Origin of the sequence: Sagittula salina, from assembly GCF_017813235.1 — a bacterium.
Taxonomy (GTDB): Bacteria; Pseudomonadota; Alphaproteobacteria; order Rhodobacterales; family Rhodobacteraceae; genus Sagittula; species Sagittula salina.
Genome location: NZ_JAGISH010000008.1, coordinates 175,121 through 191,672, shown reverse-complemented (window position 1 = coordinate 191,672; position 16,552 = coordinate 175,121). Strand labels below are relative to the sequence as shown.

General features: G+C 66.9%; 14 protein-coding genes and 1 other RNA gene. 10 read left to right on the top strand and 5 right to left on the bottom strand.

The features are described from left to right. Positions 1-26: 26 nt before the first annotated feature. The 7 genes from J5474_RS15340 to J5474_RS15310 all read left to right on the top strand — a co-directional run bounded on the left by J5474_RS15340 (position 27) and on the right by J5474_RS15310 (position 9,014). Positions 27-2,483: a xanthine dehydrogenase molybdopterin binding subunit gene (locus J5474_RS15340; protein WP_209361792.1), complete on the top strand. Its 2,457-nt coding sequence runs from the start codon at positions 27-29 to the stop codon at positions 2,481-2,483. Continuing rightward, on the top strand, positions 2,480-3,418 hold the full coding sequence (gene xdhC, locus J5474_RS15335) for a xanthine dehydrogenase accessory protein XdhC (RefSeq protein WP_209361791.1): 939 nt from the start codon (positions 2,480-2,482) through the stop codon (positions 3,416-3,418). The genes J5474_RS15340 and xdhC overlap by 4 nt, the downstream gene beginning before the upstream one ends. Then, positions 3,394-4,923 carry an ABC transporter ATP-binding protein gene (locus J5474_RS15330; RefSeq protein WP_209361790.1) on the top strand — a complete coding sequence of 510 codons (1,530 nt, stop codon included), beginning with the start codon at positions 3,394-3,396 and terminating at the stop codon, positions 4,921-4,923. The genes xdhC and J5474_RS15330 overlap by 25 nt, the downstream gene beginning before the upstream one ends. A gap of 120 nt (positions 4,924-5,043) precedes the next feature. Beyond that, entirely contained in the window at positions 5,044-6,129 is a 1,086-nt protein-coding gene (locus J5474_RS15325; RefSeq protein ID WP_209361789.1) for an ABC transporter permease, read from the top strand. A gap of 97 nt (positions 6,130-6,226) precedes the next feature. Continuing rightward, on the top strand, positions 6,227-7,150 hold the full coding sequence (locus J5474_RS15320) for an ABC transporter permease (protein WP_209361788.1): 924 nt from the start codon (positions 6,227-6,229) through the stop codon (positions 7,148-7,150). Next, entirely contained in the window at positions 7,147-7,926 is a 780-nt protein-coding gene (locus tag J5474_RS15315; RefSeq protein ID WP_209361787.1) for an ion transporter, read from the top strand. Before J5474_RS15320 ends, J5474_RS15315 begins: the two co-directional genes overlap by 4 nt. Continuing rightward, positions 7,923-9,014, top strand: coding sequence for a BMP family ABC transporter substrate-binding protein (locus J5474_RS15310; RefSeq protein ID WP_209361786.1), 1,092 nt, complete (start codon positions 7,923-7,925; stop codon positions 9,012-9,014). The genes J5474_RS15315 and J5474_RS15310 overlap by 4 nt, the downstream gene beginning before the upstream one ends. 219 nt (positions 9,015-9,233) lie before the next feature. On the opposite strand, the gene J5474_RS15305 is transcribed toward J5474_RS15310, so the two are convergent. After that, complete coding sequence (locus tag J5474_RS15305) at positions 9,234-9,743, bottom strand: hypothetical protein (RefSeq protein WP_209361785.1); 510 nt, start codon at positions 9,741-9,743, stop codon at positions 9,234-9,236. 1 nt (position 9,744) lies between these two features. Beyond that, entirely contained in the window at positions 9,745-10,146 is a 402-nt protein-coding gene (locus J5474_RS15300) for a hypothetical protein (protein ID WP_209361784.1), read from the bottom strand. 279 nt (positions 10,147-10,425) lie between these two features. On the opposite strand from J5474_RS15300, the gene J5474_RS15295 reads away from it, so the two are divergent. Then, entirely contained in the window at positions 10,426-11,364 is a 939-nt protein-coding gene (locus J5474_RS15295) for an aldo/keto reductase (protein ID WP_209361783.1), read from the top strand. Between the two features lie 194 nt (positions 11,365-11,558). Here J5474_RS15295 and J5474_RS15290 read toward each other — a convergent pair whose 3' ends face one another. Beyond that, positions 11,559-12,677, bottom strand: a complete 1,119-nt coding sequence (locus tag J5474_RS15290) for a THUMP domain-containing class I SAM-dependent RNA methyltransferase (protein ID WP_209361782.1) — start codon at positions 12,675-12,677, stop codon at positions 11,559-11,561. A gap of 115 nt (positions 12,678-12,792) precedes the next feature. Between J5474_RS15290 and ffs the strand changes: the two genes are divergently transcribed. Further along, an RNA gene (ffs, locus tag J5474_RS15285) (signal recognition particle sRNA small type) lies at positions 12,793-12,892 on the top strand. A gap of 113 nt (positions 12,893-13,005) precedes the next feature. On the opposite strand, the gene J5474_RS15280 is transcribed toward ffs, so the two are convergent. Both J5474_RS15280 and ypfJ read right to left on the bottom strand, forming a co-directional pair. Further along, positions 13,006-13,545: a protein-tyrosine phosphatase family protein gene (locus J5474_RS15280; RefSeq protein ID WP_342454049.1), complete on the bottom strand. Its 540-nt coding sequence runs from the start codon at positions 13,543-13,545 to the stop codon at positions 13,006-13,008. Between the two features lie 235 nt (positions 13,546-13,780). Beyond that, on the bottom strand, positions 13,781-14,626 hold the full coding sequence (gene ypfJ / locus J5474_RS15275) for a KPN_02809 family neutral zinc metallopeptidase (protein WP_209361781.1): 846 nt from the start codon (positions 14,624-14,626) through the stop codon (positions 13,781-13,783). 128 nt (positions 14,627-14,754) lie between these two features. Here ypfJ and J5474_RS15270 point away from each other — a divergent pair, with 128 nt between their 5' ends. Then, the gene (locus J5474_RS15270) at positions 14,755-16,527 is read left to right on the top strand and encodes a DNA polymerase III subunit gamma/tau (RefSeq protein WP_209361780.1); all 1,773 of its coding nucleotides are present in this window, start codon (positions 14,755-14,757) and stop codon (positions 16,525-16,527) included. Positions 16,528-16,552: the final 25 nt, after the last annotated feature.

Here is a 16,552-nt window from a genome sequence, read left to right as displayed (position 1 = left end):
CCCGGCCAGCCAAGGCGATCGACGTCATGACCCTGCGCAAACCCCTGCCCCACGATTCCGCGCGCCAGCACGTCACGGGCGCGGCGCGCTATCTCGACGACATCCCGCTGCCCGCGAACGCTCTGCACCTTGCCTTCGGGCTGTCGCCCATCGCGCGCGGGCGGATCGCGTCGCTCGACCTCGACGCCGTGCGTACCGCGCCGGGCGTGGTGCGCGTCTGGACACACGCGGACCTGCCGTCCGACTGCGACTGCTCGCCGTCCGCGCATGACGAACCGCTGCTCAGCGACGGCACATTGCATTACCAGGGCCAGCCGGTCTTCCTCGTGGCGGCCACCAGCCACCGCGCCGCGCGACGTGCCGCCCTACTTGCCACACTGGAAACCCTGGCCGAGACCCCGATCCTGACGATCGAACAGGCGCTGGATGCCGACAGCCGCTTTGAATCCGGTCCGGTGATCTGGTCACGCGGCGACGCCGCCGGGGCCATCGCAACGGCCCCCCGCCGCGTCGACGGCCTGCTCGAGATGGGCGGGCAAGAGCATTTCTACCTCGAAGGCCAGGCCGCGGCCGCGCTGCCACAGGACGACGGCACGCTGCATGTCCACAGCTCGACCCAGCACCCGTCCGAGATCCAGCACAAGGTGGCGCATGCGCTGCACCTAGCCATGCACGACGTGCGGGTGGAGACGCGCCGAATGGGCGGCGGTTTTGGCGGCAAGGAAAGCCAGGGCAACGCGCTGGCCATCGCCTGCGCCGTGGTAGCCCAGGCCACCGGCCGCCCGGCAAAGATGCGCTACGACCGCGACGACGATTTCATCATCACCGGCAAACGGCACGACTTCCGCATCCGGTACAAGGCGGGCTTTGACGAGGACGGCCACTTGCTGGGCATCGACTTCATCCACTACACCCGCTGCGGCTGGGCGCAGGACCTGTCGCTGCCCGTGGCCGACCGGGCCATGCTGCACGCCGACAACGCCTATTGGCTGCCGAACGTCCGGATCGAAAGCCACCGCCTGAAGACCAATACCCAGTCCGCCACGGCTTATCGCGGGTTCGGCGGGCCGCAGGGCGTTCTGGGGATCGAGCGCGTGGTGGATCACGTGGCGCATGTTCTGAACCTTGATCCGCTGGTGGTCAGGCAGCGCAACTACTACGCTCCGAGCGGTTCGGTTTCGGAGAGGACAAGCGGGGGGGCTCCCGCCCCCTGCTCGGCTGCGCCTCGCACCCCCGGGAGTATTTCGGAAGCAGAGAAGCAGGTTGTGCCGGACCCGGAGGCGGAGCTGACCTCGCGCGGCGGACCGCAGGACGCGGGCGCGGCGCCCGCCGTCCCCGCGGGAGTGCAGACCACGCCCTATGGGCAGCCGGTGGAGGGCTTCATCCTGCATGAGATGACCGAACGGCTGGCGGAGCGCGCCGAGTACCACGCCCGCCGGGCGCGCATCGCGGAGTGGAACGCCGCCAACCCGGTGCTGAAACGCGGTATCGCGCTCTCGCCTGTGAAGTTCGGCATTTCCTTCACGCTCACCCACCTCAATCAGGCGGGGGCGCTGGTGCATGTCTATCACGACGGTTCGATCCTGATGAACCACGGCGGCACCGAGATGGGACAGGGTCTGTTCCAGAAGGTGGCACAGGTGGCGGCACATGGGTTCGGCGTGCCGCTGGACGCGGTGCGCATCACCGCTACCGATACCGCCAAGGTGCCGAACACCTCCGCCACGGCCGCGTCCTCCGGGTCGGACCTGAATGGCGCGGCGGTGGCCAATGCCTGCGCCGCGATCCGCGCGCGAATGGCGGCGCATCTGGCCAGTGTCCACGGGGTGGAGCCCGACGCGGTGCGCTTCGCGGATGGCCGTGTCATAGCGGGCAAGACAACGATGAGTTTCGCCGAGGCTGCCGCGCTGTGTTACCAGGCACGCATCAGCCTGTCGGCGGCGGGCTACTACGCGACGCCGGAGATCTCGTGGGACCGGATGCGTGGTCATGGCCGGCCTTTCTACTACTTCGCCCACGGCGCGGCGGTGACAGAAGTCGTCCTCGACACACTCACCGGCGAAAACCGCATCCTGCGCACCGACATCCTGCACGACTGCGGCGCCTCGCTGAACCCCGCGCTGGACGTGGGCCAGATCGAGGGCGGCTACGTTCAGGGAGCTGGCTGGCTGACCACGGAAGAACTGGTCTGGGACGACCATGGCCGCCTGCGCACACACGCGCCGTCAACCTACAAGATCCCCGCCTGTTCCGACCGCCCCGACGTGTTCAATGTAAGCCTTTGGGACGGCGAGAACCACGTCCCCACTGTTGGCCGATCGAAAGCTGTGGGGGAGCCGCCCTTCATGCTGGGCATCTCCGCCTTCCTCGCACTGTCGGACGCGCTGGCGGCCTGTGGTGACGCCTACCCGTCGCTCGACGCACCTGCCACGCCGGAAAGGCTGCTGGCGGCGTTCGGGTCCCTGCGCGGCACTGGCGGATGAGCCTCGACCTTGATACCCTGCGCGCGGCCTGCGTCCGACACGGCACGGTCGCGCGCGTGGTGGTCGCCGCGACCGCCGGGTCCACCCCGCGCGAGGTCGGCGCGGCGATGCTGGTCTGGCGCGAGGGCACGGGCTTCGGGCAATCGGGCACCATCGGCGGCGGCGCGCTTGAGCTTGAGGCGGCGCAGCGCGCCTTTGACCGCAATGGCTTCACTCGCCACCCGCTGGGCCCCGATCTTGGGCAGTGCTGTGGCGGCGCGGTCACGCTGCTGACCGAACGGTTTACCGCCGACACGTTGCCCGTCAACGACACCCCCTTTGCCCGCGGCCCCGGCGCGATGCCGCTGGAAGTCGCGCGCCTGCTCGACCATGCTCGCGCGCGTGGCCTCGCCCCCGACCCGAAACGCTTTGGCGACTGGATGGTCGAGCCAATCCTGCGCCCCGCCCGCGATCTCTGGATCTGGGGCGCGGGCCACGTGGGCCGGGCACTGGTCGCCACCCTCGCGCCGCTGCCGGACCTGCGCATCACATGGGTCGACACCGCGCCGGAGCGATTTCCGCCAGAGGTCATGCAGGGCGTCACCACCATCCCCACCGCCGCCCCGGCCCACCTCATGGCGCACGCGCCGCGCGACGCCGAACACCTCATCCTCACCTATTCCCATGCGATCGACTTCGCGCTCTGTAATGCCGCGATCACGCGTGGCTTCAAATTCTGCGGCCTGATCGGGTCGGACACGAAGTGGGCGCGCTTCTCCCGCCGCCTGCGCGCCTCCGGTCACGATGACGCCGCAATAAGCCGCATCTGCTGCCCGATTGGGCAAAAAGACCTCGGGAAACACCCTCAAGCCATTGCCATCGGGGTCGCGACCCAGTTACTCGAGATGAAAAAACGACAGGGACAGCATTCGTGGACGACACGCTCCTCCGCATAGACGGCCTGACAAAGGCCTACCCCGGCGTGATCGCCAACGACTCCGTGTCCTTCGCGATCGGCAAGGGCGAAATCCATGCGCTTCTGGGCGAGAACGGCGCGGGCAAATCCACCCTGGTCAAGATGATCTACGGGCTGGTGAAACCCGATTCCGGCGTCATGACCCTGAACGGCGCCCCCTATCATCCCGCCAAACCCTCCGAGGCGCGCGCCAGTGGTGTCGCCATGGTCTTCCAGCACTTTTCGTTATTCAACGCGCTGAACGTGGCCGAAAACGTGGCTCTGGGGATGGAAACCCCGCCCCCCATGCGCGACCTTGCGCGCCGCATCCGCACCGTGTCCGAGACCTACGGCCTGCCGCTCGATCCGTCGCGCACCGTCGGCACCCTGTCCGCGGGAGAACGCCAAAGGGTCGAGATAATCCGTTGCCTGCTGCAGGATCCACGCCTGCTGATCATGGACGAACCGACGTCCGTTCTGACCCCCCAAGAGGTCGATATCCTCTTCGAAACGCTTAGAAAATTGCAGGCAGAGGGAACCTCCATCCTGTATATTTCCCACAAGCTCGAAGAAATCCGCGCGCTCTGCGATCATGCCACCATCCTTCGGCTGGGGAAAAACGTCGGCACCTGCGTGCCGCGCGACACCACCGCGCGCGAGATGGCCGAACTCATGGTCGGCTCCAGCTTTGCCACGCCCCAGGCCCGCGCCACCGAAAAGGGCGCGGTGTTGCTGGAAATCCGCGACCTGTCGCTGCCCGCGCCCGGCGCCTTTGGCACGCCCCTGCGCGGCATCTCACTCTCCGTGCGTGCGGGCGAGGTGCTGGGGCTCGGCGGCGTTGCGGGCAACGGGCAGGACGAGCTGCTCGATGCGCTGTCGGGCGAGCGCCTGGCGCCTGCGGGCACAGTCCACCTCAAGGGATCCGACGTCAGCCGCAAAGGTCCCGCGCATCGCCGCGCCGAAGGCCTGCTCTCTGGCCCCGAGGAACGCCTCGGCCACGCCGCGGCCCCGGACATGAGCCTGACGGAAAACGCCGTGCTCACCGCCGCCCACCGCAAACGACTGGTCGCGAACGGTTTCATCAACTGGACCCGCGCGCGCACCTTCGCCGAGGAAGTCATTGCCCGGTTCGACGTGCGCACCCCCGGCTCTGGGACGGCGGCGCGTGCGCTCTCGGGCGGTAACCTGCAGAAATTCGTTGTCGGGCGCGAGATCGCGCAGGCTCCAGACGTGCTCGTGCTGAACCAGCCCACATGGGGCGTCGACGCGGCCGCGGCCGCCTTCATCCGCCAGGCGATCCTCGACGTGGCCGCACGCGGCGGCGCGGTGATCGTCATATCCCAGGACCTCGACGAACTCATGCAGGTCTCCGACCGCTTCGGCGCCCTGAACGAAGGCCGACTGTCCCCGCTTCGCCCGGTGGCCGGGCTCGACATCGAACAGATCGGCCTGATGATGGGCGGCGCGCACGACATGGAGGTGGCCGATGTCAACGCCTGGCCTTGACCACAGCGCCCACCGTGCCGTCGCAGTGAGTATTTGCACAAAGACGAAACACAAGGAGCGCGCCCCTGCCGCTTCTTGGCTGAAATACCCAGCTTTCTTCCCCGCTCCCGGAGCCGCCCGATGATCCGCCTCGAGAAACGCCCGCAACCGTCACGCCTGATGTCTGCGCTGACGCCGGTTCTCGCCGTGGTCCTGACCATGGTGGTGGGCGGTATGCTGTTCTGGGCGCTTGGTGCGAATCCGTTCGAGGCGATCCGCACGCTGTTCTGGGATCCGCTCTTTCACCCGCAGTTCGCCGCCTACTCTCGGCCGCAACTGCTGGTAAAGGCCGCGCCGCTGATCCTCATCGCCATCGGCCTCTCGATCGGCTTCCGTGCCGGGATCTGGAACATTGGCGCCGAAGGCCAATACATCATGGGCGCGATCTGTGGCGCGGCGGCGGGGCTTGCCTTCTACCCCTCCGACTCTGTGCTGATCTTCCCGCTGATGATCCTCGCAGGTGCTCTGGGTGGCTGGGCCTGGGGCATGATCCCCGCTCTCCTCAAGACGAAGCTCGGGACCAACGAGATCCTGGTTTCCCTGATGCTGGTCTACGTGGCGGAAACCATCCTCGGCTCAGTCGCCACCGGCCTGCTGCGGAACCCGGAGGGCATGGGGTTTCCCGGTTCGCGCAACTTCAAGCAATGGGAGGCTGCCCATAATGCGGAGATCTTCGCGGGCACCGGCACCCATTGGGGGGTGGTCGCGGCGCTCATCGCGGTCATCTTTGCCTATGTGCTGCTCAGCCGTCACATGCTGGGCTACCAGGTGCGGCTGACCGGCGAGGCCCCGCGCGCCGCGCGCCTTGCAGGCGTCAACCCGGCGCGCATGATACTTTTCTGCCTCGGCCTCTCCGGGGCGCTGGCGGGCATGGCCGGTCTGTTCGAAGTCACCGGCCCGGCGGGCCAGGTCACCATCGATTTCGGTTCGGGCTACGGCTTTACCGCGATCATCGTCGCCTTTCTCGGCCGCCTGAACCCGATCGGCATTCTGCTGGCGGGCCTCCTCATGGCGCTGACGTACATCGGTGGCGAACTGGCGCAGCTCATGCTCGGCCTGCCAGCCGCCGCCATCCAGCTCTTCCAGGGGATGCTGTTGTTCTTCCTGTTGGCCATGGACGTCTTCACCAACTTCCGCATCCGCCTTTCCCAAAAGGCCGCCGCATGACCCGCCCCCCTGCTTCTTTGGTTCACAAATACCGCGGGGGGGAGCGCGGCCGCGCGGGGGGCAGAGCCCCCCTCCACCGTTCGACAAAGGACAGCGCATGGATCTGAGCGCCATCAACCCCGTTCTTCTGGTGGCCTCCATCATGGTCTCCGCGACACCGATACTGCTTGCGGCCTTGGGCGAGCTCGTGGTCGAACGCGCAGGCGTCCTCAACCTCGGGGTCGAGGGCATGATGATCACCGGCGCCGTGGTGGGCTTTGCCATCGCCGTGAACACAGGCTCGCCGCTGCTCGGATTCGTCGCCGCCGCCGTGGCCGCCTCCGCTCTGTCGCTGGCCTTCGGTGTGCTGACCCAGTTCCTGCTCTCGAACCAGGTCGCCACCGGGCTTGGCTTGACGCTGACCGGACTCGGCCTCTCCAGCCTGATCGGCAAACCCTACGAGGGCATCAAAAGCCCGACCCTGCCAAAGCTCGACCTTGGACCGCTCTCCGATCTCCCCGTCGTGGGGCGAATGCTGTTCTCCCATGACATCGTCGTCTACTTTTCCCTCGCGCTGGTCGCCGCCACATGGGCCTTCCTGAAGTACACCCGCGCCGGGCTCATCCTGCGCGCCACCGGCGAAAGCCACGACTCCGCCCACGCGCTGGGCTACAAGGTCGTGCTGATCCGCCTTGCCGCGATCCTCTACGGTGGCGCCTGTGCGGGGCTTGGCGGGGCCTACCTCAGCCTCGTGCGCGTGCCGCAATGGACCGAAGGCATGACGGCAGGCGCGGGCTGGATCGCGCTGGCGCTGGTGGTCTTCGCCTCATGGCGGGCGGGCCGCGTGCTGGTCGGCGCCTACCTCTTTGGCGGCGTCACCGTGCTGCAGCTGAACCTGCAGGCGGCGGGCGCCGATGTCCCCGTGGCGCTGCTCTCGGCCTCGCCCTACGTCGTCACCATCCTCGTGCTGGTCGTGATCTCCGCGCGCGGCCACCACGGCGCCCCCGCAGCCCTCGGAAAGCCCTTCCACGCCACATCATGACCCACGGCATCGCATCTGGCAGGGACACCCGCCCCCTGCGCGTCCGACTGGACGACCTTCTCGATGGAGAAGGCTCGTCCTGGGCGCGCCATGTGGCGACCACGCTTTACCTGCTGATCCTGCTCTCGGCCCTTGTCATCACGGTGCAGTCGATCCCCGACCTGCCGCCCGCACTGCACGGCGCGCTGATGGGCCTCGAAGTCCTGCTTCTGGGCATCTTCACGCTGGAATACGCGCTGCGCCTGTGGTCCGCGCCGGATCGACTGCGTTACGCCACCAGCTTCTGGGGCGTCATCGATCTGATGGCGATTCTGCCCGCGCTGCTGTTTCTGTTGCCCGACGCGCAGGTCCTGCGCACCCTGCGCGTCATGCGCGTCTTCCGCATGCTGAAACTCCTTCGGATGCGCCGTGCGCTGGCCCGCATCGAATACGCCATCGCCTCCTCCCGCGACGAACTCATACTCGCCGTCTTCATGGCGGCGATCATGCTTTTCATCGCCGCCGTCGGCATCTACCAGTTCGAACACAAGGCCCAGCCCGAGGCTTTCGGCTCCATCCCCGAAGCGCTCTGGTGGGCTCTGGCGACGCTCACCACCGTCGGCTACGGTGACGTGTATCCGATCACCCTCGGGGGCCGCATCTTCACAGCATTCGTCCTGCTCATCGGCCTCGGCATCGTGGCCATCCCGGCGGGCGTCATCACCTCGGCGCTGATGTCCGCGCCCGAGCCAACCAAACCAACCGACCAACGATCCGACAACGGGAGTTCACAATGAAAAGACGTACCCTTCTGCAAACCGGCGCCGCGGCGCTGACGCTGGCAACCTTTGGCGGCACCGCCGCCCTGGCCGAAAGCCACGGCCCCGTCACTGCGGGTTTCATCTTCGTCGGGCCGATCGGTGACGGCGGCTGGACCTATGAGCACAACCAGGGCCGAGTCCACGCCGAAGAGCACTTTGGCGACAAACTCAAGACCATCTATCAGGAAAGCGTTCCGGAAGGTGCCGACGCCGAGCGTGCCATCACCCAGATGGCCCTGTCGGGTGCCGACATCATCTTTACCACATCCTTCGGCTACATGGACCAGACCCTGGCCGTGGCCTCGAAGTTCCCGGACGTGAAGTTCGAGCACGCCACCGGCTTCAAGAAGGCTGAGAACGTCGGCGTCTACTCCGCCCGCTTCTACGAGGGCCGCGCCATCCAGGGCACCATCGCGGGCCGCATGACAAAGTCGAACAAGGTCGGCTACATCGCCTCCTACCCGATCCCCGAGGTCATCCGCGGTATCAACTCCGCCTACATCCACGCCAAGAAGGTGAACCCGGACGTCGAGTTCAAGATCATCTGGGCCTACACCTGGTTCGACCCGGCCAAAGAGGCCGACGCCGCCAAGGCGCTGATCGAGCAGGGCTGCGACGTGATACTGCAGCACACCGATTCCACCGCACCGCAGGCCGCCGCACAGGAAGCAGGTGACGTCATCACCTTCGGACAGGCCTCCGACATGGCGGAATTCGGCCCCATGCCGCGCGTCTCCTCGATCATCGACAACTGGGGCCCCTACTACATCGAGCGCATTCAGGCGGTGATGGACGGCACCTGGGAATCCGATGACACATGGGACGGTATCGGCGCGGGCATGGTCGGCATCGGTGATATCTCATCCGCCGTGCCGGAAGACGTGAAGGCCGAAGCGCTTGCGATGAAGGACCAGATCGCGGCGGGCGACTACCACCCCTTCACCGGTCCGCTGAAAAAGGCCGACGGATCCGACTGGCTGGCCGAGGGCGAAACCGCCGACGACGGCACCCTGCTGGGGATGAACTTCTACGTCGAAGGCATCGACGCGGAAATCCCGCAGTAAGCATCTGTTCAGAGGCTTTCTGGTTCAACCGCTAACGGGAAGGTCCCTGCGTGCATGCGCGGGGACCTTTCTTTTCGGGTGCGGCCCTTGCCAAAATAACCCGTGTGCCCCGGCCGGGTATGATCCAGCCCGTGTCACACATCCCGAGGCAAGGTCAGTTCTTCGTAAATAATATTCCGGCCATGACGACGCAGTGGCCCGACACTTCCCGCTTCACCCCTACTCGCCGGAAAAATCCAGCACTGGCAGCGCGCGGGCGCGGCGATAACCGTTGATGACGGCCTCGATGTCGGCCTGCGTCTTAAGAATGCCCATGTCGTAGCGCTGCGCCTCCGCAAAGGCCTGCGACCGCGCGCGTTCATAGCTCCCCAACACCGTGCCAAAGGCCAGCATCAACGAAAATGCCAGGACGGCGCAGCCGGCCACCGGCAGGCTCGCCTCCTTCTGGATGACGGTATAAAGCGCCACGGCCCCGATCAGGCCAAGCGCCGCGGGCAGAACCTGCCCCGTCACCGCCGTGCGGCTCGCCCCCGCGATCAGGCCGGTCACGCAGGCCAGACAGCCGAACACCAGCGCGACCATGGCCAACTGGCCCGTCGGCAGGCGGTCCGGTTTCTCCCTCCGGTTCGCCAGCCCTGCCCCGATCAACACGGCCACCGGCAGGATGGAAGAGGCCAGAAGCACAATTCCCGTTTTCTCCGCGGCTGCGATCAGATCGACCCAATGCATCTCATCCCCCGATCAGGCCGGTACTGCCCGGCCCCATCAATTGCTTTTCGTATTGATCCAGAAGACCGGCCGGCGGCTGATAGGCTTGGAACCCCACCCATCCTTGGCTGAGGATCTCCTGCAATTCGACCGGCTTCAGGGTAAAGCAAAGCATCAACAGGTTGGATTCAGCGACAGTCAGGGTCGCCCCGGTCGCATTCTTCTCCGTGACGTCTTCGCAGTCCGGCTCGGCCTCCTGCCGGGACACCGCCGCGGTCTCCGACTGGGACGCAGTCCCCTCATCGGCGGCCTGCTCCGCAATGACTCCCGGCGCGTCCGGTACAGCGTCTGCCGCCCCAGTCTCTTGTTGCGCGAGGGAAGACCCGACCCAAAGCAGCCAGAGCACGACAGAACCCTTCCACATGGTGCACCCTCCTCGACGAGACCGGGCAATCGTATCACGCCCCCTCCCGCAACCCCAAGATGTTTTCCACCCTCCATGATTGCCCCCGACCGCATACCGTGATGCCTACCCTGGCCACCTGATCCGAACACCGCGCCTGCCCCCTTCACCAGCCGATGCCTTGGTGAATTCAACATCGTGGCGTGCTCCGCTGGCCTTGCCGCGCGTTCGGCCGCTTCGTTCGCTCGCGGCACTGCCGATACCCTTCCGCCGCACACCGCACTGTGCCAAAGTCCGGCCATGACAACACTCACGACTCTCTCGGGCGATACGCCCGCCCGCTTCGCCTTTGGCTGCATGCAATTTGGCGGCGCCGCCGACGATCGCGCCGCACGCGAAATGTACGACGCCTGCCGCGCCGCCGGCATTCGCCATTTCGACACCGCCTATTCCTACACGGAGGGCGAATCCGAGCGCATCCTCGGTCGCCTTATCGCATCCGAACGCGACCGCATCTTCGTCGCGACAAAGGCAGGCTATGCCGGTGGCGCCGCCCGCGCGAACATCCTCGAAACCTTCGAAGAAAGCCGCAAGCGTCTGAACATCGACACCATCGACCTCTTCTACATGCACCGCTGGGATGGCGAGACGCCGCTGGAGGAAACCTTCGAGGCACTGGCGCAGCTGCAATCCGGCGGCGGCATCCGTTACATCGGCGTATCCAACTACGCTGCATGGCAGGTGATGAAGGCACAGGCCGTCGCCGCCACTTTCGGCACCCGAATCGATGTGCTGCAACCCATGTACAACCTCGCGAAACGGCAGGCCGAGGTGGAAATCCTGCCCATGTGCGGCTCCGAGGACATCCTCGCCGCGACCTATTCGCCCCTCGGCGGTGGCCTGCTGACAGGCAAGTACACGAAGGATACCGGCACCGGCGGTCGTCTTGCCACCGACGCCCGCTACGCCAAGCGCTATGGCGGGGACCAGTCACACGATACCGCCCGGGCGCTGGTGGACCTGGCCGCGGAGATCGGCGCTGACCCCGCGACCCTCGCCGTGGCGTGGGTGGCGACGCATCCCGCGCGCCCGATCCCCATCCTGTCCGCCCGGTCAGAGGCACAGCTGCGCCCCTCCCTCGCGGCGATCAGCTACCCGATGGACGAGGATCTGCGCGCGCGTCTCTCGACGCTCGGGCCAACCCCGCCACCGGCCACCGACCGGCTTGAAGAAGCCTGACCGAGGGCGCCTCGCCGCCCCGTCGCTTTGACGCAGCATCGGTGGAACGACACAGTCAGTGCCCGATCACCGTGGCCGCCTTCCGAAGCCGCAACGCATCCCGCCCCCGGCTTCTTTGGTTCCGAAATACCGCGGGGGAGTCCCGCAGGGACGGGGGCAGAGCCCCCTTCCCCGGTCCGGCGCGCATCCCCGGTTCAGAGCTCCGCCTGATACAACTTTACTGTCAGCCCACCGAAGGCCACCGGCGGGCCCGCCCGCAAGTCGAGCCCCGTGGCCTTTGCCAGCCCGCCATCGGAGGTGACCATGCCAAGTCTCCAACCGGCGAAGCGTTCCTTCAGCACAGCGCCCAGCGATCCGTACAGACCGAACAGGAGCTTCCGGTCGCCGATGCGCGCGCCATAGGGCGGGTTCACCATGACGAGGCCGGGCGTGCCCTCCGGGCGCTCGAGGTCGCTGATCGCCGCGCGGCGGAACCGGCACAGATCGGCCACCCCGGCCCGTTCGGCGTTGGCGGTGGCGCCACGGATCGCGCCGTCGTCCCGGTCGGATCCGTGAAACAGCAGTCCCGCCTCGCGCAATCCCGCCTCGCGCCCCGGGACATCGGTTTCCGCTTTCAACGTAGCGAATTCCCCCGCCCGGAACGACGGCAGGTCCTCGAAGGCAAAGTCGCGCGCCCGGCCGGGCGCCATCCCCGCCGCCCATTGCGCGGCTTCGATCACGAAGGTACCGGAGCCGCACATCGGGTCCACCACGGGTTCACTACCGTCATAGCCGCTGGCCCGCAGAAACAGCGCCGCCAGCGTTTCGCGCAGGGGGGCCTTGCCCACGGCTTCCTTCCAGCCGCGCCGGTGCAGCAGTTCCCCCGAAGTATCGAGCGAGAGCGTGACAAGGTCGTCCTCGATCCGGGCCATCACGCGCAGCGCTCCTTCGGGCGACACCGTCCCCCCGAAGGCCTCGATCGCGCCCGCGATCCGCGCACGCGCGGCGCGATCGTGGTAGATCTTTGAATTGCGGCACGTCACATCCACGCGGCAGGCGGCCCCCTTCGGAAGCACCGCACCCCAGTCGAGCTTCCTCGCCCGCTTGTCCAGCTGTGCAAGGTGGAAAGCGCGGAATTCGGCAAAGCGCACCAGCACCCGCCCCGCGCCACGCAGGCACAGGTTCGCGCGCCAGACCTCGGGCCAGCCGCCGCGCGTGACGACACCGCCGGGCGCCAGTTCGGGGGCATCGAACCCGGCTTCGGCAACTTCCTGCTGCAAAAGCGGCTCCAGCCCCGGAGGGGCGCTCAGGAATATCTCGAAAGGTGTCTCCATGCCCTGCTCATACCCGATCCGCGTCCCACGTCCAGAGCTGCGTCCAGTCCCCCCGGTCCGCAGCCGTATGCGGACCCGGCCCTTGCATTCCGATGGCGATACGCCTAAATACCCCATCGAGAGGTTGTGCGGGCAGGCGCTTCGCCAACCCGGTCAGGTCCGGAAGGAAGCAGCCGTAACGATTCCCGCCTGGGTCGTTGCAATCTCTCACCCCAAAAGGCCGGAACTACCGTTCCGGCCTTTTCGATTCCGGCCTATCCGACTCCCGCCACTGCAATCCGCGCACCAGACACCCGCCGGGACATACCCACAGCCGTGCGCGCGCCCCTCAACGCTCCGGATGTCTTACGAAGCGCACCGCCCCCCGTTCCGCCTTCAGCGACCAGTTCGTCTGACCAGTGTTGCCCTCGCATTCCGGACAGATCGCCCGCAGCCGGGCCAGCGCCTCGTCTTTCGCTTCGCCCGTTTCAATCATCAGCCGCAGCGCGACCATTCCGCAACGCCCACCACCGTGGGCGGAATGGACCAGCACCCGACCGCCCCCCAGAAGCGCCCGCTGCGCCTGCGCCGCCACCTGCGGCCAACGCTCCCGCACCCGGGCCGAGGGCTCCTCACCCGTCGGTATAGATAGCTGCACCCAGCGCGTGCCCTTGTCCTGAATGTGCTGACCCAGCGCCTGGGCTCCGGCCTCCACCAGTTCGACCTCCGTGACGAGCGAGATCACCATGGCGGGCCTCCAGTGCGACATGTGTTCGAGATCGCCGCGATAATCGCCGCCCCTGCCGGGCAGCGATGACAGGCAGAGGATGCCACCGCCCACCGGCAGGGCGTGCATCACCACCGCAGTTGTCCCGGGCGTCTCTCTCACTCTGTCGCGCCTCGTCGTCCCGTCATCATCCCATTTCACATAAAATTTTCGGCACTTCGGGGATCTTACACGCTTGACGCCCCTTTCCCAGCGATTCGCTTGACGCCGCGACCGCACGCTCCCGGATAAGCCAGACCCCAGGCGCAAGGGAATGCTACTGCAGGAGGGCAGCCCCGAATTCCGGGGCGCCCGCCCTGCCCCGCCCTGCCCCGCCCTGCCCGGACGCAAGGCTTTATCAGAGTTCCGGCGCGTTGAAGGTGTCGCAGCCTGCCGGATCGCCCGACTTGTAGCCGGTCGAGAACCAGCGCTGGCGCTGCTCGGACGTGCCATGAGTGAAGCTGTGCGGATTCGGCACTCGCCCGGCGCGGCGCTGCAGGTAGTCGTCTCCGATCCGTTCGGCTGCGTTCAACGCCTCGTCGATATCGCCGGGTTCAAGCAGCCCGTCCACCTGTGACGCCCAGACCCCCGACAGACAATCCGCCTGCAGTTCCAGCCGCACGGTCATGGCGTTGGCGTCACGCTCGGATGCGTCCTGACGCATCTGGTTGATCTTGGGGAGAATGCCGATTTCGTCCTGCACGTGGTGCGCGACCTCATGCGCGATCACGTAGGCCTGCGCGAAGTCGCCGCCAGCACCGAGTTCCTGCTGCATGTACGCAAAGAAGGCGGTGTCGAGGTAGGCCTTTTCGTCCACCGGACAGTAGAACGGCCCCGTCGCACCGGAGGCCCCGCCGCAGGGCGATTGGGTCACGCCGGAAAACAGCACCAGCACAGGCGGCTCGTATTCCTTGCCGAAGGCTTGCGGAAAGATCCCGGACCAGACGCTTTCGGTGGTGGCCAGCACCTGAGAGGAGAACTGTCCGGCCTGTTCTTCGGCCTGCGTCAGGTCGCGCGTCTGGCCGGTTGTGGGTGCGGTGGTGCCACCATTCAGCAATGGCGTCACGTCGATGCCGGTAAAATACCCGATGGCCAGCACCAGAAGCACGCCGCCGATGCCCAGTCCCCCCACGGCGGCCCCGCCGCCCCCCATGCGCCGCCGATCCTCGATGTTGCTGCTTCCGCGAACGCCTCTCAGCCGCATGCTCTCTCTCCGTGAACGGTGTCGTGATGGAACTCTACGCGCAACGCGCACGGACCGTCACGGTTCCGGCGAGGCTTGCGGTCCCCGGACCGGACCCCTAGTTTGGCCGCGACCCTCAAGGACTGCGCATGACCGACCAACCCGCCTATCAGGTGCTCGCCCGGAAGTACCGCCCCGAGACCTTTGCCGACCTTGTCGGGCAGGACGCCATGGTGCGCACGCTGAAGAACGCCTTCGCGGCGGACCGTATCGCGCAGGCGTTCATCATGACGGGGATTCGCGGCACGGGGAAGACCACCACCGCGCGGATCATCGCCAAGGGGATGAACTGCATCGGCCCCGATGGCGAAGGCAAGCCAACGACCGAACCCTGCGGCCAGTGCGAGCATTGCGTGGCCATCATGGAGGGCCGCCATGTCGATGTGATGGAGATGGACGCCGCCTCGCGCACGGGTGTGGGCGACATTCGCGAGATCATTGAATCGGTACACTACCGCGCCGCGTCGGCGCGCTACAAGATCTACATCATCGACGAGGTCCACATGCTGTCGAAGAGCGCGTTCAACGCGCTGCTGAAGACGCTGGAGGAACCGCCCGCCCATGTGAAATTCATCTTTGCCACGACGGAAATCCGGCAGGTTCCGGTAACGGTTCTGTCGCGCTGCCAGCGCTTCGACCTGCGGCGGATCGAGCCGGAGGTGATGATCGGCCTGCTGCAAAAGATCGCAACGGCCGAAAGCGCGGAAATCACCGACGAGGCGCTGGCGCTGATCACCCGCGCCGCCGAAGGGTCGGCCCGGGATGCGACCTCGCTGCTCGACCAGGCGATTTCCCACGGCGCAGGGGAAACCACTGCCGACCAGGTCCGCGCGATGCTGGGGCTGGCTGATCGCGGCCGGACCATGGACCTGTTCGAGCGCATCATGCGCGGCGATGCAGCGGGCGCGCTGAACGAACTGGCGGCGCAATACGCCGACGGGGCGGACCCGCTTGCGGTGCTTTCTGACCTTGCGGAACTCACGCACTGGGTCTCCGTGGTCAAGATCACCCCGGAGGCGGCCGAGGACCCGACCATTTCGCCCGACGAACGGGCACGCGGGCAGGCCTTTGCCGATGGCCTCGGTCAGCGCAGCCTCGGCCGGGCCTGGCAGATGCTGCTCAAGGCGATCGAGGAGGTGTCGAACGCGCCTTCGGCGATCATGGCCGCCGAGATGGCGGTGATCCGCCTCACCCACGTGGCCGATCTGCCCTCGCCCGAGGAGCTCATGAAACAGCTGCAATCGACCCAGCCGCCGCCGATGCCTTCGGGGTCGGGCGGGGGCGCACCGGCGCACCATTCGGGTGGCCAGACACAGGCCTACGGTCACCCGGCGCAGACACATCAGGGGCCTTCTGGCGGTCCCGTAGCCTCGGCCGTACACGGCGCGGGCCGCTCCGCCGTGGCCGTGGCGCGGGCAGAAGCGCTGGCCGTCTACCCGACTTTCGAGCATGTGCTCGACCTCATACGCCACCACCGCGACGTGAAGCTGCTGGTCGAGGTCGAGGGCAGCTTGCGCCTGGCCGCCTACCAGCCGGGTCGGATCGAGTTCACCCCGACCGCCAACGCCGACCCCTCGCTGGCGTCGAAGCTCGGCACCGCCTTGCAGCGCTGGACGGGCTCCCGCTGGGCGGTCACGGTGGTCAACGGCTGCACCGAACCAACGGTCGTCGAGGTCCGCGATGCCGCCGCCCAGGCACTGAAAGACGAGGCCTCGCGGCACCCTCTGGTGCAGGCGGCGCTGGCGGCCTTCCCTAAGGCGAAGATCAGGACGATCAAGACTCAGGCCGAGGTCGAGGCCGCCGCCAAGGCCGACGCGCTGGAAGAGGTCGAAGACGAATGGGACCCGTTTGACGAGGACTGACCCGCGCGCCCCTCGAAGGCTTCAC